At 62.6% G+C, this 21,243-nt stretch carries 20 protein-coding genes; 10 read left to right on the plus strand and 10 right to left on the minus strand.

What is annotated here, in order from left to right; genetic code table 11:
• Positions 1-76: 76 nt before the first annotated feature.
• The 3 genes from RX331_RS22805 to RX331_RS22815 form a co-directional block, all read right to left on the minus strand.
• Positions 77-961 carry a phosphatidylcholine/phosphatidylserine synthase gene (locus RX331_RS22805; RefSeq protein WP_317252151.1) on the minus strand — a complete coding sequence of 295 codons (885 nt, stop codon included), beginning with the start codon at positions 959-961 and terminating at the stop codon, positions 77-79.
• Between the two features lie 75 nt (positions 962-1,036).
• The gene (locus tag RX331_RS22810; RefSeq protein WP_317252152.1) at positions 1,037-1,735 is read right to left on the minus strand and encodes a phosphatidylserine decarboxylase; all 699 of its coding nucleotides are present in this window, start codon (positions 1,733-1,735) and stop codon (positions 1,037-1,039) included.
• A gap of 57 nt (positions 1,736-1,792) precedes the next feature.
• A complete protein-coding gene (locus tag RX331_RS22815; protein WP_317252153.1) occupies positions 1,793-3,787 on the minus strand; it encodes an ABC transporter ATP-binding protein/permease in 1,995 nt (664 codons plus the stop codon).
• 213 nt (positions 3,788-4,000) lie between these two features.
• On the opposite strand from RX331_RS22815, the gene RX331_RS22820 reads away from it, so the two are divergent.
• Positions 4,001-4,606 (plus strand): TIGR00730 family Rossman fold protein, encoded by a 606-nt coding sequence (locus RX331_RS22820; protein WP_317252154.1) that lies wholly within the window; start codon positions 4,001-4,003, stop codon positions 4,604-4,606.
• Positions 4,607-4,615: 9 nt separating this feature from the next.
• Here the strand turns inward: RX331_RS22820 and RX331_RS22825 are convergent, their stop codons facing one another.
• The 4 genes from RX331_RS22825 to cysS all read right to left on the minus strand — a co-directional run bounded on the left by RX331_RS22825 (position 4,616) and on the right by cysS (position 8,761).
• On the minus strand, positions 4,616-4,993 hold the full coding sequence (locus tag RX331_RS22825) for a VOC family protein (RefSeq protein ID WP_317252155.1): 378 nt from the start codon (positions 4,991-4,993) through the stop codon (positions 4,616-4,618).
• A gap of 126 nt (positions 4,994-5,119) precedes the next feature.
• Entirely contained in the window at positions 5,120-6,718 is a 1,599-nt protein-coding gene (gene cimA / locus RX331_RS22830; protein WP_317252156.1) for a citramalate synthase, read from the minus strand.
• Positions 6,715-7,227 carry a GNAT family N-acetyltransferase gene (locus RX331_RS22835; RefSeq protein ID WP_317252157.1) on the minus strand — a complete coding sequence of 171 codons (513 nt, stop codon included), beginning with the start codon at positions 7,225-7,227 and terminating at the stop codon, positions 6,715-6,717. Before RX331_RS22835 ends, cimA begins: the two co-directional genes overlap by 4 nt.
• Before the next feature lie 118 nt (positions 7,228-7,345).
• The gene (gene cysS / locus RX331_RS22840; protein ID WP_317252158.1) at positions 7,346-8,761 is read right to left on the minus strand and encodes a cysteine--tRNA ligase; all 1,416 of its coding nucleotides are present in this window, start codon (positions 8,759-8,761) and stop codon (positions 7,346-7,348) included.
• Between the two features lie 466 nt (positions 8,762-9,227).
• Between cysS and RX331_RS22845 the strand changes: the two genes are divergently transcribed.
• Both RX331_RS22845 and RX331_RS22850 read left to right on the plus strand, forming a co-directional pair.
• Positions 9,228-9,539 carry a hypothetical protein gene (locus tag RX331_RS22845; RefSeq protein WP_317252159.1) on the plus strand — a complete coding sequence of 104 codons (312 nt, stop codon included), beginning with the start codon at positions 9,228-9,230 and terminating at the stop codon, positions 9,537-9,539.
• A 189-nt stretch (positions 9,540-9,728) separates the two neighbouring features.
• A complete protein-coding gene (locus tag RX331_RS22850; protein ID WP_317252160.1) occupies positions 9,729-10,892 on the plus strand; it encodes a DUF2865 domain-containing protein in 1,164 nt (387 codons plus the stop codon).
• Between the two features lie 51 nt (positions 10,893-10,943).
• Here RX331_RS22850 and RX331_RS22855 read toward each other — a convergent pair whose 3' ends face one another.
• Positions 10,944-11,858: a DUF2189 domain-containing protein gene (locus RX331_RS22855; RefSeq protein ID WP_317252161.1), complete on the minus strand. Its 915-nt coding sequence runs from the start codon at positions 11,856-11,858 to the stop codon at positions 10,944-10,946.
• A 520-nt stretch (positions 11,859-12,378) separates the two neighbouring features.
• On the opposite strand from RX331_RS22855, the gene RX331_RS22860 reads away from it, so the two are divergent.
• From RX331_RS22860 to RX331_RS22890, 7 genes are all read left to right on the plus strand, one after another.
• Positions 12,379-13,212, plus strand: a complete 834-nt coding sequence (locus RX331_RS22860; protein WP_317252162.1) for a cytochrome c oxidase subunit II — start codon at positions 12,379-12,381, stop codon at positions 13,210-13,212.
• 96 nt (positions 13,213-13,308) lie between these two features.
• Complete coding sequence (locus tag RX331_RS22865) at positions 13,309-15,084, plus strand: cbb3-type cytochrome c oxidase subunit I (RefSeq protein WP_317252163.1); 1,776 nt, start codon at positions 13,309-13,311, stop codon at positions 15,082-15,084.
• The gene (locus RX331_RS22870) at positions 15,081-15,785 is read left to right on the plus strand and encodes a cytochrome c oxidase subunit 3 (protein WP_317252164.1); all 705 of its coding nucleotides are present in this window, start codon (positions 15,081-15,083) and stop codon (positions 15,783-15,785) included. Before RX331_RS22865 ends, RX331_RS22870 begins: the two co-directional genes overlap by 4 nt.
• An 11-nt stretch (positions 15,786-15,796) precedes the next feature.
• Positions 15,797-16,519 (plus strand): heme-copper oxidase subunit III family protein, encoded by a 723-nt coding sequence (locus RX331_RS22875; protein ID WP_317258215.1) that lies wholly within the window; start codon positions 15,797-15,799, stop codon positions 16,517-16,519.
• A gap of 9 nt (positions 16,520-16,528) precedes the next feature.
• Complete coding sequence (locus tag RX331_RS22880; RefSeq protein WP_317252165.1) at positions 16,529-16,927, plus strand: cytochrome C oxidase subunit IV family protein; 399 nt, start codon at positions 16,529-16,531, stop codon at positions 16,925-16,927.
• A gap of 375 nt (positions 16,928-17,302) precedes the next feature.
• Entirely contained in the window at positions 17,303-18,463 is a 1,161-nt protein-coding gene (soxC, locus tag RX331_RS22885) for a sulfite dehydrogenase (RefSeq protein WP_410708304.1), read from the plus strand.
• Positions 18,450-18,989 (plus strand): cytochrome c, encoded by a 540-nt coding sequence (locus RX331_RS22890; protein WP_317252167.1) that lies wholly within the window; start codon positions 18,450-18,452, stop codon positions 18,987-18,989. The genes soxC and RX331_RS22890 overlap by 14 nt, the downstream gene beginning before the upstream one ends.
• Positions 18,990-19,091: 102 nt before the next feature.
• Here the strand turns inward: RX331_RS22890 and RX331_RS22895 are convergent, their stop codons facing one another.
• Together RX331_RS22895 and RX331_RS22900 are read right to left on the minus strand one after the other, a co-directional pair.
• On the minus strand, positions 19,092-20,843 hold the full coding sequence (locus RX331_RS22895) for an NAD+ synthase (RefSeq protein ID WP_317252168.1): 1,752 nt from the start codon (positions 20,841-20,843) through the stop codon (positions 19,092-19,094).
• Between the two features lie 45 nt (positions 20,844-20,888).
• The gene (locus RX331_RS22900; RefSeq protein ID WP_317252169.1) at positions 20,889-21,242 is read right to left on the minus strand and encodes a diacylglycerol kinase; all 354 of its coding nucleotides are present in this window, start codon (positions 21,240-21,242) and stop codon (positions 20,889-20,891) included.
• Position 21,243 lies beyond the last annotated feature (1 nt).

Raw genomic sequence — 21,243 nt, forward strand, 5'->3', positions numbered from 1 at the left:
GGACGCGGCGCAGCACTTCGTGTCGCACCGCGTCCGGGACATGAGGGACGGTGGTTCTCTGCAGCTATGTCGGAGGTTAGTTGAGCCGCGCCGGCCGCTCGTCCTCGCCATCACCGGAAGACGGCGCAAAGGCCTGCGCCGGCGCTGACGGCGCGGCAGCATCGGCTGTTGCGGCCGGCTGCGTGGCGGCAGCGTTGCGCTCGTGGTCGCGGTAGGACTTCCAGCCCCAGGGCAGGCTCAGGAGATAGAGGACCGAGCCGATCGACAGGATGTGCCAGGGATAGCCGATCAGTAGCGCGACGAAGAACACGACGGAGACGAAGACCGGCAGCACCAATTCCGGCGGCACCCGCATCTTCACCGTCTTGCCGGAGAACACCGGCAGGCGCGACACCATCAGGAACGCGATCAGCAGCGTGTAGCCGGCGGTCAGCATGGCCGGCGGCTTTGGGACGCCGAGAAACGCCAGATAAAATGGCAGCATCGCCAGGATGGCGCCGGCCGGCGCCGGCACGCCGGTGAAATAATTCGCCGCAAAGGCCGGCTTGTTCGGATCGTCGATCGAGGCGTTGAAGCGCGCCAGCCGCAGGCCGCCGGCGATCGCAAACACCATGGCCGCGATCCAGCCGCCATTGTTCAATTCGTGCAGCTGCCAGAAATACAGCATCAGGCCCGGGGCGACGCCGAAATTGACGAAGTCCGCCAGGCTGTCGAGCTCGGCGCCGAATTTCGACTGGCCCTTGATCATGCGCGCGACGCGCCCATCCACGCCATCAAGTACCGCCGCGAAGACGATCGCGGCGACCGCAAGCTCCATCCGCCCTTCGATCGACAGGCGGATCGCCGTCAGGCCGGCGCAGATCGCCAGCAGCGTGATGACATTGGGCACCAGCATCCGCACCGGGATCGGGCGAAACCGGCGGCGGCGCAGTTCAGGGTATTTGGGATCCGGGATCAGCATGCCAGCCATTATATAGCAAGCGGCGACCCGCTTCGCCATTGGTGGCGGCTTCCCCTGGGCAACGCACAATGGCGGTTAATCGGCGCGGAACGTCCGGCCGTGCTCGTTCAGCCCGAAATCGGCCAAAATCGTCTCGCCGGCAATCGCGGTCTGGCCCTCGGAAACCAGCGCTTTGGTGCCCTCGGGCAGGTAGACGTCCAGCCGTGAGCCGAAACGGATCAGGCCGAACCGCTCGCCGGCACCGATCGACTGCCCCTCGCGCACGAATGAGACAATCCGCCGCGCCACCAGGCCGGCGATCTGGACCACGCCGATCCGCCCGTTGGTGGTCGAGATGACAAGCGAATTACGCTCATTGTCTTCGCTGGCCTTGTCGAGTTCGGCATTGATGAAGGCGCCGGGCCGGTAGGCGATGCGGTCGATGCGGCCCGCCACGGGGCTGCGGTTCACGTGGCAGTTGAACACGCTCATGAAGATCGAGACGCGCGGCAGCGGCCGGTCGCCGAGACCGAGCTCGGCTGGCGGCAGCACCTGCGCGATCATCGAGACGCGGCCGTCGGCCGGGGACACCACGATGCCGTCGCGTACCGGCGTCACGCGCACGGGGTCGCGGAAGAACAGTGCGCACCAGACGGTCAGGATGGTGCCGATCCAGCCGAGCGGCGTCCAGATCCAGAACAGGATCAGGCTGACCAGCGCAAAGCCGCCGATGAAGGGATAGCCTTCGGGATGGATCGGCGGGATCTGCGCGCGGATGGAATTCGCAATCGACATCGAGGCTCACTGCTGGCTGGCTGCTTGGCTACTCAAGGAAATGGCGCTGGTTTTGGATTATTCCGCGGCGGTTGCCAAGGAATCTTTGGGTCCGCCTCCGGGCGGCCCCTTCGGCCCGTCGTCGAGCGGATCTTCGACCTGCGGCGGGGCGCGGTTCGGCGCCGCATTCTCGTCGTCGATCTGCGCGAGTTTTTCGCGCGCGGCCTCGGCTTCCCGCTGCCTGTTCCACATGCTGGCATACAGCCCGCCAGCGGCCAGAAGCCTGACATGGGTGCCGCGCTCGGCGATGCGCCCTTGATCCAGCACGATAATTTCGTCGGCGCCAACGATGGTCGACAGCCGGTGCGCGATCACAAGCGAGGTCCGGCCGCGCGACACGCGCTCCAGTGCCTCCTGGATTTCGTGCTCGGTGTGGCTGTCGAGCGCAGACGTCGCTTCATCCAGCACCAGGATCGGCGGCGCTTTGAGCACGGTGCGCGCAATCGCCACGCGCTGTTTCTCGCCGCCGGACAATTTCAGGCCGCGCTCGCCGACCTGGGTCTCATAGCCCTTCGGCGAATGGCGGATAAAACTGTCGATCTGCGCCAGCTGCGCCGCCTCTTCGACCTCGGCATCGCTGGCGTCCCAGCGGCCATAGCGGATGTTGTAGCGGATGGTGTCGTTGAACAGCACGGTATCCTGCGGCACCATGCCGATGGAGGCGCGCAGGCTCGCCTGCGTGACATCCCGGATATCCTGGCCGTCGATCAGGATGCGGCCCGCGGAGACGTCGTATAACCGAAACAATAGCCGCGAGATCGTCGATTTGCCGGCGCCGGAGGGCCCGACGATCGCGACCGTCTTGCCGGCCGGCACCTCGAAGCTCAGCCCCTTGAGGATCGGCCGCTCTGGATCATAGGCAAAGCGCACATCGTCGAAGCGCACGGCCCCCGCGCTGACCACGAGCGGCGCAGCGCCTTCCGCATCCTTGATCTCCGGATTGCGCGACAGCACATTGAACATCTTCTCGATGTCGATGATCGCCTGCTTGATCTCGCGATAGACCATGCCCATGAAATTCAGGGGCTGGTAGAGCTGGATCATCATGGCATTGACCATGACGAAATCGCCGACCGTGTTGGTGCCATGGCGCACCCCGAGCGCGCACATCAGCATGGTCGCGGTGAGGCCGAAGGTGAAGATGATCGCCTGCCCCGTGTTGAGCACGGCGAGCGAGGTATAGGTCTTAACGCTGTTGCGCTCGTAGCGCTCCATCGAGCGGTCGTAGCGTTCGGCCTCGCGCGCCTCGGCGCTGAAATATTTCACTGTCTCGTAGTTGAGCAGCGAGTCGATTGCCTTGGTATTCGCTTCGGTGTCGGAATCGTTCATCTTGCGGCGGATCTCGATCCGCCATTCGGTCGCGAGGTATGTGTAGTACATGTAGATCACGACGGTGACGGCGGTGACCAGCACGTAGCGCCAGTCGAACTGCCAGAGCAGCACCGCCATCAGGAGCGAGACCTCGACGATGGTCGGGATCAGTTGCAGGATCACCATCCGCACGATCACCTCGATGCCGGTGCGGCCGCGCTCCAGCACGCGCGTCAGGCCGCCGGTCTTGCGCTCCAGGTGAAAGCGCAGCGACAATTCGTGCATGTGGACGAAGGTGATATAAGCGAGCTTGCGCACCGCATGCATCGCGACGCGCGCAAAGATGCCGTCGCGCCACTGCGTCAGCACCGCCATCAGCACGCGCACCGCGCCATAGCTCGCGGTCATCAGCAAGGGCGAGGCGATCAGCCACAGCATCCAGTTCGACGGCTCGACCGGCGCACTGCCCATGCCGTTCAGCGCGTCGATCGCCCATTTGAAGGTGAAGGGCACCGTCAGCGTCGCGAGCTTGGCCGCAAGCAGCAGCACCATCGACCAGACCACGCGCATCTTCAGATCGGTGCGGTCGCCGGGCCAGATATAGGGCCACAGATGCGCCAGCGTCCCGATCAGGGTCGCCTTTTCATCAGGGGAAACGCCTGACGGGGCGGTGGCATGCGGGTGCGAATCAACGTCAGCCATGGGCGTCGCGCCCACGGCGAGGCGGCGTAGCGGTCACCCCTGGGGAAGTTTCGGTAGTCTGCATAGGCCCGTCATATAAAGCCTTTACCTCTCCCGTACAGCCTTGAAAGATAAATCTTTCCCCCGTTTGGTTGGATTTCGGGCCTATTTCTGCTGCACCAGCGTAAGGTAGTCGGACTTGAGGTTTATTGGGTGCGGTGCCACATGAAGGGGATGGATCAAATCAAAACTGTCTGTGTCTATTGCGGCTCCGGCCCTGGTTCCAATCCCCGCTTTGTCGAAGCTGCCCAAGCCCTGGGAAAGATCTTTGCCGAGAACAAGATCCGCCTCGTCTATGGCGGCGGATCGGTCGGCCTAATGGGCGCTGTCGCCGAGTCCACGCTCAATCACGGCGGCCTGGTCACCGGGATCATTCCGGATTTCTTGCGATCTCGCGAACATATGTTGACGCATGTCCAGGAAATGATCGTCACGCCTGACATGCATGAGCGCAAGCGGCTGATGTTCGAGCATTCCGATGCGTTCGTGGCGCTGCCCGGCGGCGTCGGCACGCTGGAAGAGCTGGTCGAGCAGGTCACGTGGCAGCAGCTCGGCCGTCACTCCAAGCCGGTACTGCTCGCCAATATCGACGGCTTCTGGGAACCGCTGTTCGCGCTGCTGGCGCATATGCGTGAGACCAAATTCATCCGTCCGCCGTTCGAGGTCGACGTTCTCAAGGCCGACCGGATCGAAGACGTGCTGCCGCGCCTGCGCGCCGCCGCAGCACGGGCGCCGGCGGGCACCAAGGAGATGGCGCCGGAGCTGGCGCAGAAGCTGTAGCCTACGATTTCATTCGCTCGGAAACGTCACGGCTTCGATGCGGTTGCCATCGGGGTCGATGACGAAGGCGGCGTAATATTTCACGCGGTCGTGCGGCCGAATGCCCGGCGTGCCGTCGGAACGGCCGCCGGCGGCGAGTGCGGCGGCATGAAAAGCGTCGACCTCGCCGGTCATTTTCGCGCGCAGACAGATGTGGGTGCCGCTCTCGGGCGGCACCGGCGCCATGCCGGCGCGCAGGTTGATCCAGAATTCGGGATATGCCTTACCGAAGCCGACGGTGGCCGGACGAGTGACGAGGCGCGTAAGGCCGAGCGCTGCGAGGGTGGCTTCATAGAAGCGCGCGGCGCGTTCGAGATCGGCGACGCCGACGGAGATGTGATCGATCATGGAGTGGCCCCTGCTCTTTCCCCGTCATTCCGGATGCGTAGCATCGAACCCGGAATCTCGAGATTCTCAGGTGCGCACCTGCGCACCATAATTCGCTTCGCGCCCCGGAATGACTGCCTCAATCACTCACGCCGGCGCGCCTGACTTCACCAGCTTGTAGACCACCGAATCCATCAGCGCCTGGAACGAGGCATCGATGATGTTGGGTGAGACGCCGACGGTGGTCCAGCTGTCGCCGTTTTCGTCCTCGCTCTCGATCAGCACCCGCGTCACCGCCTCCGTGCCGCCATTGAGGATACGGACGCGGTAATCGATCAGCTTCAGCCCATCGATATACTTCTGGTACTTGCCGAGGTCCTTGCGCAGGGCGACGTCGAGCGCGTTGACCGGGCCATTGCCTTCCGCCGCCGAGATCAGCCGCTCGCCGGCGACGTCGACCTTCACCACCGCAAGCGCCACCGTGACGCGCTGACCGTTGGCGTTGTAGCGCTGCTCGACATTGACGTCGAACTGCTCGACCTCAAAATATTCCGGCACCTTGCCGAGCGTGCGCCGCGCCAAAAGGTCGAACGAGGCGTTGGCGGACTCATAGGCGTAGCCCGCCGCCTCCCGCTCCTTCAGTTCCTCGACTAGCCGAGCGAGCTTTGGATCGCTCTTCTCGTACGGGATGCCGGCGCGGTCGAGTTCGGCCATCACGTTGGAGCGACCGGCCTGATCTGAGACCAGCACCTTGCGGTGGTTGCCGACCGATTCAGGCGATACGTGTTCATAGGTCTGCGGGTCCTTCATGACCGCCGAAGCATGAATGCCGGTCTTGGTCACAAAGGCGCTTTCGCCGACGTAAGGCGCATGACGGTTCGGCGCGCGGTTGAGCATGTCGTCGAGCGTGCGCGACACCGTCATCAGCGTCGCCATCTTCTCCGGCGTGACGCCGATCTCGAAGGCGTCGGCAAATTCGTTTTTCAGGCTGAGCGTCGGGATCAGCGAGCAGAGATTGGCGTTGCCGCAACGCTCGCCAAGCCCGTTCAGCGTGCCCTGAATCTGCCGCGCGCCGGCGCGCACGGCAGCCAGCGAATTGGCCACCGCCTGCTCGGTGTCGTTATGGGCGTGGATGCCGACATGGCTGCCCGGGATGTGTTCTGTAACAGCGCGGACGATGGTTTCGATCTCATGCGGCATGGTGCCGCCATTGGTGTCGCACAGCACCACCCAGCGCGCGCCGGACTCATGGGCCGCCTTGGCGCAGGCGAGCGCGAAATCGGCGTTCTCCTTGTAACCGTCGAAGAAATGTTCGCAGTCGACCATCACCTCGCGCCCCGCGGCCTTCGCCGCGCTGACACTGTCGCGGATCGAAGCGAGGTTTTCCTCGTTGGTGGCCTCGAGCGCCACCCGCACCTGATAGGCCGAGGATTTGGCGACGAAGCAGATCGCATCGGCCTTGGCCGCGATCAGGTCCGCCAGCCCCGGATCGTTCGAGGCCGAGCGGCCTGGACGCCGCGTCATGCCGAAAGCGGTGAATTTGGCGTGTCCGAACTTCGGCTTCGCAGAAAAAAACTCCGTGTCGGTCGGATTGGCGCCGGGATAGCCGCCCTCGACATAGTCAATGCCGAGCTCGTCGAGCATCTGGGCGATGATCCGCTTGTCGTGCAGCGTGAAGTCGACGCCGTTGGTTTGCGCGCCGTCGCGCAGCGTGGTGTCGAAGAGATAGAGGCGTTCGCGGCTCATTGTGGCGCTCCCGGCGCGGCGTTCGTCGCCAGCACCTTCTGCATCGTGGTGTTGGCGAGCCATTCGCCATTGAGCGAAACGGTGTTGCGCTGCTTGGGCGTATAGCCGCGCTTGCGGAACAGCGGCTCGGCGGTGTCGCTGGCGTCGACCGTCAGGGTTTTGACACCTCGCGCGCCGGCAAGCTTCTCAAGTGCATCGATCAGCATGGTCGCAACGCCCTGCCCGGCCACGCTCGGATGGACGAACAGCATGTCGATATGGTCGGCCCCTTTCAGCGAGGCAAAGCCGACCGGCGCGTTCTGAACGGTCGCGATCAGCGTCAACTGCCCGGCGAGCTTCTTGCCGAAGGCGGCTTCGTCCTCGGCGGCCGCCGCCCAGGCTTCCTGCTGCGCCTCGCCGTAGTCGTCGCCGGTCAGCCCCTCGATGGCGGCAACGAAGATCGCCGCCAGCATCGGCACATCCGCCGGCAGAAACGGCCGCAGGCCGGGTTTGGGCAATGCCTGTCCCATCGTCGCTACCACAATCCATACAGTCTGGTCACCAGCGCCACGGCGCCGGCAATCAGTGCGATCTTCAGCGCGATATAATAGAGCCAATGTTTGGGGAACGGCGTATCGGGTTTGTCCATCACGCGATCTCCCACGTGGTCACGGGTTTTCCATCGGCATCCTTGCCGTCCTTGATCGCAACGCCCATCGCAGCAAGCTGATCACGGATGCGGTCGGATTCCTTGAAGTCCTTTCGCGCCCGAGCAGCCGTGCGTTCCGCGATCAGGCGGTCGACCTCATCCGCATCGATACCGCTCGCCTGCTGCTTGCGCCCCTTCCATTCGGCCGCGCTCACCGAGAGGAAGCCGAGCAGCCGAAGCGAGGCGGCAAACTCGCTCCGCTCGCGCTCACCGCCCGAGGCCGCCGCATGGCGCAGGCCGTGCAAGACCGCCATGACCTGCGCCGTGTTGAGGTCGTCATAGAGCGCCTCGACCATGGCCGCCGACGGCGCGCCGTTCCCGGCGTCAGCCGCGACCGCGTACCAATCGTCGAGCGTCTTCGCGCTCTCTTCCGCCCCCTTCAGCGTCCAGTCGAGCGGCGAGCGATAATGCGTCTTCAGCATATTGAGACGCAGCACCTCGCCCGGCCAATCGGCCAGCATGTCGCGGATCGTGAAGAAGTTGCCGAGCGATTTCGACATCTTCTCGCTCTCGATCTGCAGGAAGCCATTGTGCATCCAGACATTCGCCATGCGGTCGGAATGAAAGGCGCAGCAGGTCTGCGCGAGCTCGTTCTCATGGTGCGGAAACACCAGGTCGATGCCGCCGCCATGAATGTCGAACTTTTCACCGAGATGCTTCCAGGCCATCGCCGAGCACTCGATATGCCAGCCCGGACGCCCCTCGACCTTGATGCCGGAGGGCGACGGCCATGACGGCTCGCCCGGCTTCGACGGCTTCCACAGCACGAAGTCGGTGTTGTCGCGCTTGTAGGGGGCGACGTCGACCCGCGCGCCGGCGATCATCTCGTCGAGCGAACGTTTCGACAGCGCGCCATAGCGCGGCATCACCGAATTGGCTTCGTTCATCGCTGAAGGCGAGAACAGCACGTGGTCCTCGGCGACATAGGCAAAGCCGCCGGCGACCAGCTTGTCGATGATCGCCCGCATTTCCGGAATGTGCTCGGTCGCGCGCGGCTGCACCGTCGGCGGCAAGCAGCCCAGCGCGGTGACGTCGTCCTGATACTGCTGGTAGGTCTCTTCGGTGACCTTGCGGATCGCCTCGTTGAGCGGCACGCCCGGATAGTCGCGCGCGGCGCGGACGTTGATCTTGTCGTCGACGTCGGTGATGTTGCGGACATAGGTCACGTGAGCGGCGCCGTAGCGATGGCGCAGCACACGGAACAGCACGTCGAACACGATCGCCGCGCGGCCGTTGCCGATATGGGCGAAGTCGTAGACCGTCGGTCCGCACGCATACATGCGCACGTTCTTCGGATCGAGCGGCACGAACGGCCGCTTCTCCTTGGTCAACGTATCGTAGAGGCGCAGTTCCATTGGAAAACCCATCCCAGTGCCGCGGGCGATTTGAAGTTCCTGCAGTAGTAGCAGCGAGATCGTTCAGGAACTTCAAATCGCAGGCGGCACTAAAACTTTAATTTCTTGCAGCGTACCGGCTCTCGCATTCGCACCCCCATTCGCCGCAAGAACATGCGAATGCGAGAGCCGGTACGCTGCCGGCCGGGCGTCCGATGATCTCAATTTTTGAGAAAAGACGGCCTCAGCCAGCGAATCGCTAGCTAATAATCTCGCGGCAAATGCTGCAGATGGCGAGGAGGCCGTTCATGGTTCCACCATTGCGGTATCGGAGGGACGCCGTCAAGGCCTTGCTCGTGCCTGATTTGGGGCCGAACAGGTCGCGAAATCCCGCCAATCGCTGCCGTCCCAAGGCTCTCATGGTTAATCATTATTAACACTTTGGGCCTAGTTCTGGCGCAGTCCCATCTCCTGCCGGTGTCTCCCCATGCGACTTCCCTCCGCACTCCTTGCCAGTGCCTTCCTGCTTGCCGCCAGTTCGGCCGCTTCCGCGGATAGCCGTGTCTTCATCGTGGCCAACCAGGCCGACGGTTACGGCGTCGACGAGTGCCTCGCCGAAGGGCACAAATGCGGCGCCCACGCCGCGCGCTCCTTTTGCCAGTCACGGGAATTTGCGCAGGCCAGTGCCTACCGCCGCGTCGAGCCCAATGAGGTTACCGCCGCGGTTCCAGCCGACGGCGGCGAGCGCTGCACGGGCCCGTCATGCGGCGAATATGTGGCGATCACCTGCCAGCGCTAGCGCGTGCCGGGTCGGCCGAAGGCTGAATCGTCCGTAGAATCAACGGCCCGTTTGCCACATCCGTGCCGTGGAAACGACGTGACGCTGCCCTGAGAAGCAGCTATTGGATGCAGCCTTGGCCGCAGAATGCTGCCATGGCCGCGCCATCTGGCTGGGTTAGCCGCGCGGATCAGCCCTCAATGGCCGGACATGTCTCGAATTCGCAACATTTCCCCTTCCCTTCGGGTCCTGACCTGCGCCCTCCTGCTCGGTGTCGCCACGGGCGTCCCCGCTGCGGCGCAGTCGCCCCAGGACGCGATGGCACAGATGAGCCAGGACCCGCCGCCGAACGCGCAAGGAAACCCGATCTGCATCCGCCTCGAAGGACAATTGGCGACAATCGACCGCGGCGCCGGCACCGGCGATCCCGCCAAGGATGAACAGATCCGCCGCTATCAGGAAACCCAGGGCAGACAGCAGGCCGAGCTTGATCGCGTGACGCTGCAGGCCAAGCGGATGGGCTGCGAAAGCTCCGGCTTCTTCTCGCTGTTCAGCGGCCGCTCCGCCGAGTGCGGGCCCGTGAACAATCAGATTCAGCAGATGCGCGCCAATCTCGACCAGATCACCACCAGCCTGGAGCGGCTGCGCAGCGGCGGGATCGGCGGCAATGAGCGCGAAAACCAGCGCCGCTCGGTGTTGCTCGCGCTCGCGCAGAATAATTGCGGCCCGCAATATGCCGCGGCGGCGCGCGGCCCCGGCAATTTCATCGACAGCCTGTTCGGCAACAACAACGCGACGCTACCGCCACCGAGCGCCGATCTCGGGGCGCCGTCCGGCACCTTCCGGACCGTCTGCGTCCGCACCTGCGACGGCGGCTATTTCCCGGTGTCGTTCGCCACCTATCAACAGCGGTTTCAGGACGACGAGCGGACCTGCAAGGCGCTCTGCCCGGCGACCGAAGCGATGCTGTTCACCTATCGCAACCCCGGCGAGGACATCAACCAAGCGGTCTCGATCAGCGGCCAGCCCTATTCGTCGCTGCCGAACGCCTTCAAATTCCGCACCGAGTTCAATCCCTCCTGCGCCTGCAAGGCTGCAGGCCAGACCTGGTCGGAAGCGCTGAAGTCGGTCGACGACCGCGCCGGGGTCGAACAGGGCGACATCATCGTCACCGAAGAAAGCGCGAAGCGGATGCAGCAGCGCGGGCAGAAGGGTAGCACCCCGCCCCCGTCCGCCAAGAAGGGCACCGCACCCGTCGGCACCGCCGGAGCGCCGGCTCCCGCAGCGCCTCCGGTCGATACGGCCGCCACCGCGACCGGCGAGAAGGACAGGATCCGCACCGTCGGTCCGACCTTCATCCCGCCAAAGCAGTAGCGCCGGCCATCATTCCGGCGGCAGGCGCGATCCCGGGTTCGCGTTTCGTCGCTACGGTTCGCGTTCACGGCTCCACGGGAAGAGAACGGCCGGAAAATCCGCCGCGTAGCGATGTCCCTTCCGCAGGTGCGGGTGATCCTCCGGCGGGTTGGGATTCGGCTCCACGACTTTCCGGTATAAATGCCAAGTGGCGTGACCGAGCACCGGCAGAACGACGGCTAGGCCGACGAAGAGCGGCAGCGAACCGATCACTAGCAGCGCGGCGACGATCAGCCCCCACCCGGCCATCGCAACCGGATTTTTCATCACAGCCCACACTGACGTGCGGATCGCATCGATCGCCGTCGCATGGCGGTCGAGCATCAACGGAAACGACACAACGCTGACACAGAGCGCCGCCACGGCGAACAGGAAGCCAACGCCGCAACCGACGATGATGAGCAACCATCCGTCCCGCGTCGTCAGTACGCGCCTCGCAAAATCGGGGATGCTTGCAGCCGGAGCGTGACCGAAGATTTCAACGTAGATGGCATTCGCTACCCCGATCCAGGCCCCGAACAGAACGAGCAGGAGCACGCCGAGCTCGAGCATGGCGCCGAAAGCCGGAGCGCGCAGGACGTGAAGCGCATCCGATACGCTGACCTCCTCGCCGCGTTCGCGACGACGGCTGAGCTCGTAAAGGCCAATCGCGGCAAAAGGTCCAATCAAGGCAAACCCGGCAGCCAGCGGAAACAGCAGCGGCAGCACCGAGTAGCCGAGGACCATTCTGAACAGGGCAATACCGAGAACGGGATAAATCACGCACACCACAACCGCGTGACTCGGCATTGCCTTGAAATCTTCCCACCCCAGGCGCAGCGCCTCGCCCAGGTCGGACAGTTCGATTTTACGAATCGGAACTCGGGCAGCCTCGCCGAATACGTGCCGTCCTACTTTTGCGATGTTTTCGGAATACAGAGTGGCCATGGACGCACCCTCCCATGCTGCAGCGGTCGAACGACACGCCGCAAGCTGCGCGTCTCCGCCCTGGTGTGCGAGAGTCGCGGTCGAGCCGAGCACGGCAAATGCATCGAAAGGAGCTTAGCCGGACGAAACCTGTCGCGACCTGCCCAAGAACTTTAGCGCTAAAAAGCGCAGGCGGCGCTCACGGTTCGGTGAGTGTGCACGTTCCCGGTCATTAGGTGCATTGCGTCATCATCAAGCAATCGCCTCGCGCTCACCAACCCACGGCGTCGGCGCACCTCCCGAGGCTCAAGTGATCTATTGACGCCGTCCTCGACGCGTATCATCCTGTTTTCTGACGCCCGGATCCGATGAATTGCGGTCGTAACGTGAGCTCGGTGCCACGTTGGATGTCGCGACCGGTTCAAAGTTGGGCGAGGCAAGACGCACTGCGATGGCGCATGTGAAGTCGGCCATCAACATAGGTGCGAGCTCCGCCCTCTGATTCGTCTCCGTTGCCTTTGGTGGCAAGGAGGAATGAGGGATGATTGTCGCCATCATACTGCTTCTGGTCGCAATCGGCTCGGTGCTGTTTCACATCTACAGCCCGTGGTGGTGGACGCCGATCGCCACTAATTGGAGCTACATCGATCATACCATCAGCATCACCTTCTGGATCACCGGTATCGTTTTCTTCGCGGTGATTGCTTTCATGGCCTATTGCGTCTTCCGCTTTCACCACCGGGAAGGACGGCAGGCACACTACAATCCCGAAAACAAGAAGCTCGAATGGTGGCTCAGCATCGGGACGGCGATCGGCGTAGCCGCGATGTTGGCGCCGGGCCTCTTTGTCTGGCACCAGTTCGTCACGGTTCCGGCTGATGCCACCGAGATCGAGGTCATGGGCCAGCAGTGGCAGTGGAGCTTCCGCCTCCCCGGAAAAGACGGCCGGATGGGCACGACCGACGTCCGCTACATCAGCGCGGATAACCCGATGGGTTTGAACCCCGACGACAAGAACGGGCAAGACGATGTCGTCATTGCGAGTGACGACCTGCACCTTCCGGTTGGCAAGCCGGTCAAGGTTCTGCTCCGCTCGCTCGATGTGCTGCACGATTTCTATGTGCCCGAGTTCCGATCCAAGATGGACATGGTCCCGGGCATGGTCACCTATTTCTGGATGACCCCGATCCGGACCGGAACGTTTGATGTTCTCTGCGCCGAACTATGCGGCGCGGCCCACGCGCAGATGCGCGCCAAGGTTATCGTCGATGAAGAGCATGACTATCAGGCCTGGCTCGAGAAGCAGAAAACGTTTGCGGAATTATCAGGCCGAAGCGCCGTTATGAAGGCGACCTACAAATCCGGCGGCAAGTAACGACAAGGATTTGCAAGAACCGGAAAATGCCGCTGCGAAGATAAATCGGGAGCACGAACTCATCGCCCCGATGGAAACGACCGAGGAGGAATTTCTATGGTCGATGTTCCCTATGATGCAGTCGCAGAAGTCCCGCCTGCCGAAGTGGCGGAGGTTGATCTCTATCATCCCAGGAGCTGGTGGACGCGGTACGTCTTTTCGCAGGACGCCAAAGTCATCGCCATCCAGTACTCGCTCACAGCGACCGCAATCGGCCTGGTCGCCTTGGTGCTGTCCTGGCTGATGCGGCTGCAATTGGGATTTCCCGGCACATTCTCCTTCATCGACGCAAATCAATATCTCCAGTTCATCACCATGCACGGCATGATCATGGTGATCTACCTGCTCACGGCGTTGTTCCTGGGAGGCTTCGGCAACTACCTTATCCCGCTGATGGTCGGCGCCCGGGACATGGTCTTCCCCTATGTGAATATGCTGAGCTACTGGGTCTACCTGCTCGCAGTCCTGGTGCTGGCGTCGACCTTCTTCGTACCCGGCGGGCCCACCGGCGCGGGCTGGACCTTGTACCCGCCGCAGGCGATTCTCTCCGGCACACCCGGACAGGATTGGGGCATCATTCTCATGTTGGCCTCCCTGATCCTGTTCATCATCGGCTTCACCATGGGCGGCCTGAATTATGTCGTGACCGTGCTGCAGGCGCGCACGCGCGGCATGACGTTGATGCGCTTGCCGCTGACGGTATGGGGCATCTTCACAGCAACCATCATGGCGCTGCTGGCTTTCCCGGCGCTGTTCGTCGCCTCCGTCATGATGCTGTTCGACCGCCTGCTGGGAACGAGCTTCTTCATGCCCTCTCTGGTCGAGATGGGGCAGCAGATGAAGTACGGCGGCGGCAGCCCGATCCTGTTCCAGCACCTGTTCTGGTTCTTCGGCCATCCCGAAGTCTACATCGTCGCACTTCCGGCGTTCGGGATCGTTTCGGATCTGATCAGCACCCATGCACGGAAGAACATCTTCGGCTATCGCATGATGGTCTGGGCTATTGTTGCAATTGGCGCACTCAGCTTCGTCGTATGGGCGCACCATATGTACGTCAGCGGCATGCACCCGAAATTCGGGTTCCTCTTCGCCACCACGACGCTCATCATCGCCGTCCCGACCGCCATCAAGGTCTACAATTGGGTGCTGACGCTGTGGCGCGGCGACATCCATCTCACCGTCCCGATGCTGTTTGCGCTCGGCTTCATCATTACGTTCGTGAACGGCGGGCTCACTGGCCTGTTTCTCGGCAACGTGGTCGTGGACGTACCGCTATCGGATACCATGTTCGTCGTCGCGCATTTCCATATGGTGATGGGTGTGGCCCCGATCATGGTCGTGATGGGCGCGATCTATCATTGGTACCCCAAGGTAACGGGACGGATGCTCAACGATGCGCTGGGCAAGTTTCATTTCTGGGTGACGTTTCTCGGCGCCTATCTCATCTTCTTCCCCATGCACTACATTGGACTGCTCGGGGTTCCGCGGCGGTACCATGACATCGGTGAGGCGGCGTTTATCCCTTCATCGACCCATACGCTCAATGCCTTTATCTCCATCATGGCTTTGACCGTCGGCTTCGCCCAGATGGTGTTCCTGTTCAATCTTGCCTGGAGCTACTTCAAGGGCAGGCCTTCTGGTGGCAATCCATGGCAGGCGACAACGCTGGAGTGGCAGACGCCGGAGACGCCGCCCGGGCATGGCAACTGGGGCAAGGAGCTTCCGGTGGTCTATCGATGGGCGTATGACTACAGCGTACCGGGTGCGGCGCAGGATTTCATTCCGCAGAACCAGCCACGCGCGATACCAGCCATGCAGGGAGCTGCGCCGTGAGCGCCATTGTCCTGTTCATGGCGGTGATTGCGGTCATCGCAGGATGGTGGCTTTCGCAGCAACGGCTGGCGTCCAAACCTTGGCTGGAAGAAGGGCCGGTCGGTGACTTCCCCGGCACGGGCGGGATGACCTGGCCCGCAGCGAAAATCGGACTAGGCGTCTTTCTCGCCGTCGCCGGCTCGCTGTTTGCGCTCTTCATCAGCGCCTACTCCATGCGCATGAACATGGTGGACTGGCGGACGCTGCCCGTGCCCAGGCTGCTTTGGTTCAACACGGGCGTTCTGGTCATCAGCAGCGTTGGGCTGCAATGGGCATACGTAGCCACGCGGCGGGACGATATCGAGAATGTCGTCCTCGGCCTGTGCGTGGGGGCGGCATCTGCCGTAACGTTCCTTGTTGGGCAACTATTGGCGTGGCAGCAGCTGAGGGCAGCCGGCTATTTCGTCGCGTCCAACCCAGCCAACTCCTTCTTCTACCTGATCACGGCAGCACATGGACTGCATCTGGTCGGCGGCCTGGTGGCCCTGAGCAGAACGACGACCAAGGCATGGCGTGGCGTCGAAATGGCTCAGATGCGCCTGAGTGTAGAACTCTGCGCCATCTATTGGCACTTCCTGCTGTTGGTCTGGTTGGCCTTGCTGGGGCTGCTGACGGGCTGGACGGACAATTTCGTCGATATCTGTCGCCGGTTGCTCACCTAGGGAGAAGCCAGATGGCGGAGACTGTGCTGACAAATTCCATACAACCGCCTGCACAGCTTGAGGGCTGGAGAGGTATCGCGGCCGATTGGTCTTCGGATCAACGCGCCTTCAAGAATGTGTCCTGGGGGAAGGCCATGATGTGGATCTTCCTCCTGAGCGACACCTTCATCTTCAGCTGTTTCCTGTTGTCCTATATGACCGCGCGAATGTCCACGACCGTGCCGTGGCCGAATCCGAGCGAAGTATTCTCCCTCAACATCGCAGGCCAACATATTCCGCTGATCCTGATCGCCATCATGACTTTCATCCTGATCAGCAGCAGCGGAACGATGGCGATGGCCGTCAATTTCGGCTACCGCCGCGATCGCGTCAAAACCGCAGTCTTGATGCTTGTCACGGCGGCCTTTGGCGCAACGTTCGTCGGAATGCAGGCGTTTGAATGGACCAAGCTGATCATGGAGGGCGTACGGCCCTGGGAAAATCCGTGGGGCGCAGCGCAGTTTGGTTCAAGCTTCTTCATGATCACCGGCTTCCACGGCACCCACGTGACGATCGGTGTGATTTTCCTGATCGCGATTGCACGAAAGGTCTGGCGCGGCGACTTCGACGTCGAAAGGCGCGGCTTTTTCACGAGCAGGAAAGGACAATACGAGAACGTCGAAATCATGGGCCTTTACTGGCACTTCGTCGATCTCGTCTGGGTGTTCATCTTTGCCTTCTTTTATCTTTGGTGAGGTCGGCGCATGACAAGCACAGCAGTAATAGACGAACGACAACCTCTACGGCAAACCCATGCGCATGACGCAATCGCCGTTGCAGCCACGCATGCAGAGGGGCAGCAGCACCCGATCAAACTCTATCTCGTGGTATGGGGATGGTTGTTCGTCCTCAGCACCGGCTCCTATCTCGTCGATTATTTTGGCCTTCACGGCTATCTCCGATGGTCGCTGATTCTGCTGTTCATGGTGCTGAAGGCCGGCTTGATCGTCGCCGTCTTCATGCACATGGCCTGGGAGCGGCTGGCGCTGGCCTATGCCATCCTGCTGCCTCCAGTCGCGGTGCTGGTGTTCGTTGCCATCATGGTGTTCGAATCCGAGTACACGCACCTCGTGCGGGTCCTATTCTTCGGGTCGCCGACTTGAGTACTGCCGTCTCACGACGGGACCGTGCGACATCCTGGCCAACCTGCAGGTCTTTTGAAGCGGCGTGGGATCTTGTAGGCTTCTCTAGAGCTGCTTTTTGAGACGTGCCACGTCTCCGTTCTAGTCGAATGGCAGCGGAGAATGCCGTAGGCGGGCCTCGTACTCTCATATCCAACGTCCTTTCAGGCCGGCTCTCACCGAGCACTCGCCGTGCGGACAGGCGCGCGAAATGCCTAATTTGATTGCAACGAGGGAGTGCCGCTCATGGTTAGAAAAACACATCCCAAACCAGGTGATCCAGCGGCCGGCAATGGAATTCTAAGCCGCCGCATCTTTCTTGAAGGCGCGCTCGTTGTCGGTGCGACCGGCGGGGGCCTGTCCTGCGGATCGGCAGAACCGCTCACGGTGCAGCCCTGGATGAAGGTGCCGGGTCCGGGATTTGCGGGCTACGGCCAGCCCTCACCGTTCGAGAGCAAGGTCGTCAAAATCTTTCCGCCGCCCCCCAACCCGGCCGGCGTCGGCGCATCACGCACGCCGCTGCACATGCTCGAGGGAATGATCACGCCGTCCGGGCTGCATTTCGAGCGTAGCCATTCCGGGGTCCCGGAAATCGATCCCGATCAACACCGGCTGGTGATCCATGGACTTGTGAAGCGCCCGCTGGTGTTTACGGTCGAAGCGTTATCGCGCTATCCGATGCAGTCGCGCATCGCCTTCATTGAGTGTGGCGGCAACAGCCAGGCGCTCAACGCGCCTCAGGCCCAGCCACTCAATGTGTCGGCTATTCATGGTCTGCTGGGTTGCTCGGAATGGACCGGCGTGCGGCTCTCCACGTTGCTCGATGAAGCCAGCATCGAACCTGAGGCGCGCTGGGTGATCGCCGAGGGCGCTGACGCTGCAGCCATGAGCCGCAGCATCCCTCTTTCCAAGGCGATGGATGATGCGCTCCTCTGTCTCTACCAGAATGGCGAGCGAGTGCGGCCTTCGAACGGCTATCCGGTACGGCTGCTGCTGCCCGGTTTCGAGGGCAACATGAACGTGAAATGGCTGCGTCGGCTCAAGCTGACCGCCGGCCCGGCCATGACCAAAGACGAAACATCGAAATACACGATCCTGCTCAAGGATGAAAAAGCCTGGCAGTTTGTATTCCCGATCGAAGTGAAATCCGTCATTACACGTCCATCGCCGGGACTCGCGCTGACGGGACCAGGATTCTACGAGATTTCCGGGCTAGCCTGGTCGGGTAACGGTAGCATCCGGCAGGTCGACGTGTCGGCTGACGGCGGACAAAGCTGGGCGCCGGCGGCTTTGCAGGGCCCGATCCTCCCAAAGGCGCCCGTGCGCTTCCGCGCAGCGTGGCAATGGAACGGCGGTCCCGCCGTGCTGCAGAGCCGCGCCACTGACGACACGGGCATGGTGCAGCCAACGCGTGCGCAGTTCGCCGACGAGCGCGGCTTTCGAGGGGTCTACCACTACAACGCCATCGCAAGCTGGCGCATCGACGAGATGGGGGAGGCCAGCAATGTCTACGCTTAAACCCATTGCAGTCTGCGCATCTATGCTGGCCGTCGCACCGGCGGCCCTGGCCCAAGCCCCGCGGTTCGGGCAACCGATCGCGCCCGCCGACGTCGCAGCATGGGACATTAGCATCGGACCGGATGGCGCAGGTCTGCCGCCTGGTCGCGGCACGGCAATCGAGGGTGAAGGCATCTATGTTGCGAAGTGTCAGGTGTGTCACGGCGAGAAAGGAATCAACCCAAGTGTCGCATTCGCTGGAGCACTCGTCGGCGGCATGGGTACACTGGCGCCGGATAAGACACCGATAAAGACTGTGGGAAGTTACTGGCCCTACGCAACGACGCTGTTCGACTACATCCGTCGCGCGATGCCATTCCAGGAGTCGAAATCACTCACTGCGGACGAGCTCTACGCCGTATCGGCCTATATTCTCAATCTCAACGGGATAGTCGGATCGAACGATGTGATCGACGCGCAGTCGCTGCCCAAGGTGAGAATGCCGAACCGGGACGGGTTTATTCCGTTTCCGCGCAATCCGAAGTAGCTTCGGGATTGCGCCGCCGGACGAGCTTGGTCGCCAGCAGGGCGAAGCCTTCGTCGCATCACGCTAACGGTTTATGGTACACGGCAAAGAAAACTCTAGCGTCTATCCCTCAAACGCGTCGGCTGAGGCTTTTCCGGCGCGGGCGACCAGCTTCTCGTCGGGCGCGGGCAGCGCCTTGCCATTGTCGCGGAAGCGGTTGGTGATGGGATAGCGGCGGTCGCGGCCAAAGTTCTTCTCCGTCACCTTGACGCCCGGTGCCGCCTGCCGCCGCTTGTATTCGGCGACGTTGAGCAGCCGGTCGATCCGCGTCACCACCTCGGCCGGGAAGCCGGCGGCAATGATCGTGGCGAGCGGCTCCTCGCGTTCGACCAGCCGTTCCAGAATGCCGTCGAGCATCTCGTAGGCCGGCAGCGAATCCTGGTCGGTCTGGTTCTCGCGTAACTCGGCGGTCGGCGGGCGCGTGATGATGTTGACCGGGATCACCTCCCCTGACGGGCCGAGCGCACCGTCCGGCTTCCATTCGTTGCGCAGGCTGGAGAGGCGGAACACTTCGGTTTTGTAGATGTCCTTGATCGGATTGAAGCCGCCGTTCATGTCGCCATAGATCGTGGCATAGCCGACCGACATTTCCGACTTGTTGCCGGTCGTCACCACCATCGCGCCTGTTTTGTTGGAAATCGCCATCAGAAGCGTACCGCGGGTACGCGCCTGCAGGTTTTCCTCCGTGATATCGCGCGGCAGGCCGGCGAATGGACCGGCCAGAATCTTCTCGAAGCCGTTGACCGCATCCGCAATCGGCAGCACCTCGTAACGGATGCCAAGCGCCTTTGCGAGTTTGGCGGCATCGTCGAGCGAGACCTGTGCGGTGAAGCGGAACGGCAGCATCACGCCGCGCACCTGGTCGGCGCCGAGCGCATCGACCGCGATCGCCGCGCACAGCGCGGAATCGATACCGCCGGAGATGCCAAGCAGGACCCCCGGGAATCCGTTCTTGCGGACGTAGTCGCGCAGGCCGAGCACGCAGGCCGCGTAATCGGCCTTGTCACCCTCGATGAGCGGCATCACCGGACCCGAACAGCGCCAGCCGTCAGTGCCTTTGGTCCAGCTCAGGGTCGTGGTGTGCTCCTCGAACGCGGGCAGTTGCGCCGCGACCGAAAAATCGGCGTTCAGCGCGAACGAGGCGCCGTCGAACACCAGCTCGTCCTGCCCGCCGATCTGGTTGAGATAGACGAGCGGCAGGCCACTCTCCGTGACGCGGGCGACCGCGATTGACAGCCGGAGATCGTTCTTGTCGCGGGCGTAAGGCGAGCCGTTCGGCACGACGAGAATTTCCGCGCCGGTTTCGGCGAGGCACTCGACGACGTTCTCATATTCCTCCGATTCTTCGAGCCAGATGTCCTCGCAGATGGGGACGCCGACCCGGATGCCCTTGATCGTCACCGGCCCGGCGGCAGGGCCGCGCGCGAACAGCCGCTTCTCGTCGAACACGCCGTAATTCGGCAGATTAGCCTTAAAACGAAGGGCTGAGATGCGGCCCTGATCGAGCAGCGCGCAGGCGTTATAGAGCTTGCCGTCCTCGACCCAGGGCGTGCCGATCAGGACGGCCGGTCCGCCGCCGGCGGTCTCGCGCGCCAGCTCCTCGACGGCCGCGCGGCAAGCGGCCTGGAAAGCGGGCTTGAGCACCAGATCCTCCGGCGGGTAGCCGCAGATGAACAGTTCCGGCAGCAGCAGCAAATCGGCGCCGTCAGCCGCAGCCTTGTCGCGTGCGGCGCGGGCCTTGGCGGCATTTCCCGTGACGTCGCCGACCGTCGGATTGAGCTGCGCCAGCGTGATCTTGAAAGTTGGTTCGGTCATGGGAGCGATGGTGCCTTGCACAAGAGCAAACCGCAATTGCTCGCTTTAGAACACGCCTATGCGTTCGCCGAGGGCAAACAGCCAAAATGCGCCGGCCATCAACAATGCGACGCCGACCGCCGCCGATCCCATGTCCTTGACCTGGCCGATCTTCGGGTCGTGATCCATAGTCAGGCGGTCGGCAAGCTTCTCGATCGCGGTGTTGAGCAGCTCGACGACCAGGACAAAGGCGACGGCCGCAACAAGTTCCACGCGGCGCATCACAGTCGCGCCGACCAGCCAGGCAAGCGGCACGGACAGCAGCAGCGCGAACAGCTCCTCGCGGACGGCCTGCTCCGAACGGATCGCAAAGGCGAGGCCGTTACGCGTATTGATGGTAGCCCGCCAAAGTCGCAGCAAA

This window comes from Bradyrhizobium sp. BWA-3-5, assembly GCF_032917985.1.
Taxonomy (GTDB): domain Bacteria; phylum Pseudomonadota; class Alphaproteobacteria; order Rhizobiales; family Xanthobacteraceae; genus Bradyrhizobium.

Excerpts from the sequence above, each read along its gene's own strand:
- RX331_RS22805 (WP_317252151.1), bottom strand. The coding sequence starts at position 961 with ATGCTGATCCCGGATCCCAAATACCCTGAACTGCGCCGCCGCCGGTTT.
- RX331_RS22810 (WP_317252152.1), bottom strand. The coding sequence starts at position 1,735 with ATGTCGATTGCGAATTCCATCCGCGCGCAGATCCCGCCGATCCATCCC.
- RX331_RS22815 (WP_317252153.1), bottom strand. The coding sequence starts at position 3,787 with ATGGCTGACGTTGATTCGCACCCGCATGCCACCGCCCCGTCAGGCGTT.
- RX331_RS22820 (WP_317252154.1), top strand. The coding sequence starts at position 4,001 with ATGGATCAAATCAAAACTGTCTGTGTCTATTGCGGCTCCGGCCCTGGT.
- RX331_RS22825 (WP_317252155.1), bottom strand. The coding sequence starts at position 4,993 with ATGATCGATCACATCTCCGTCGGCGTCGCCGATCTCGAACGCGCCGCG.
- cimA (WP_317252156.1), bottom strand. The coding sequence starts at position 6,718 with ATGAGCCGCGAACGCCTCTATCTCTTCGACACCACGCTGCGCGACGGC.
- RX331_RS22835 (WP_317252157.1), bottom strand. The coding sequence starts at position 7,227 with ATGGGACAGGCATTGCCCAAACCCGGCCTGCGGCCGTTTCTGCCGGCG.
- cysS (WP_317252158.1), bottom strand. The coding sequence starts at position 8,761 with ATGGAACTGCGCCTCTACGATACGTTGACCAAGGAGAAGCGGCCGTTC.
- RX331_RS22845 (WP_317252159.1), top strand. The coding sequence starts at position 9,228 with ATGCGACTTCCCTCCGCACTCCTTGCCAGTGCCTTCCTGCTTGCCGCC.
- RX331_RS22850 (WP_317252160.1), top strand. The coding sequence starts at position 9,729 with ATGTCTCGAATTCGCAACATTTCCCCTTCCCTTCGGGTCCTGACCTGC.
- RX331_RS22855 (WP_317252161.1), bottom strand. The coding sequence starts at position 11,858 with ATGGCCACTCTGTATTCCGAAAACATCGCAAAAGTAGGACGGCACGTA.
- RX331_RS22860 (WP_317252162.1), top strand. The coding sequence starts at position 12,379 with ATGATTGTCGCCATCATACTGCTTCTGGTCGCAATCGGCTCGGTGCTG.
- RX331_RS22865 (WP_317252163.1), top strand. The coding sequence starts at position 13,309 with ATGGTCGATGTTCCCTATGATGCAGTCGCAGAAGTCCCGCCTGCCGAA.
- RX331_RS22875 (WP_317258215.1), top strand. The coding sequence starts at position 15,797 with ATGGCGGAGACTGTGCTGACAAATTCCATACAACCGCCTGCACAGCTT.
- RX331_RS22880 (WP_317252165.1), top strand. The coding sequence starts at position 16,529 with ATGACAAGCACAGCAGTAATAGACGAACGACAACCTCTACGGCAAACC.
- RX331_RS22890 (WP_317252167.1), top strand. The coding sequence starts at position 18,450 with ATGTCTACGCTTAAACCCATTGCAGTCTGCGCATCTATGCTGGCCGTC.
- RX331_RS22895 (WP_317252168.1), bottom strand. The coding sequence starts at position 20,843 with ATGACCGAACCAACTTTCAAGATCACGCTGGCGCAGCTCAATCCGACG.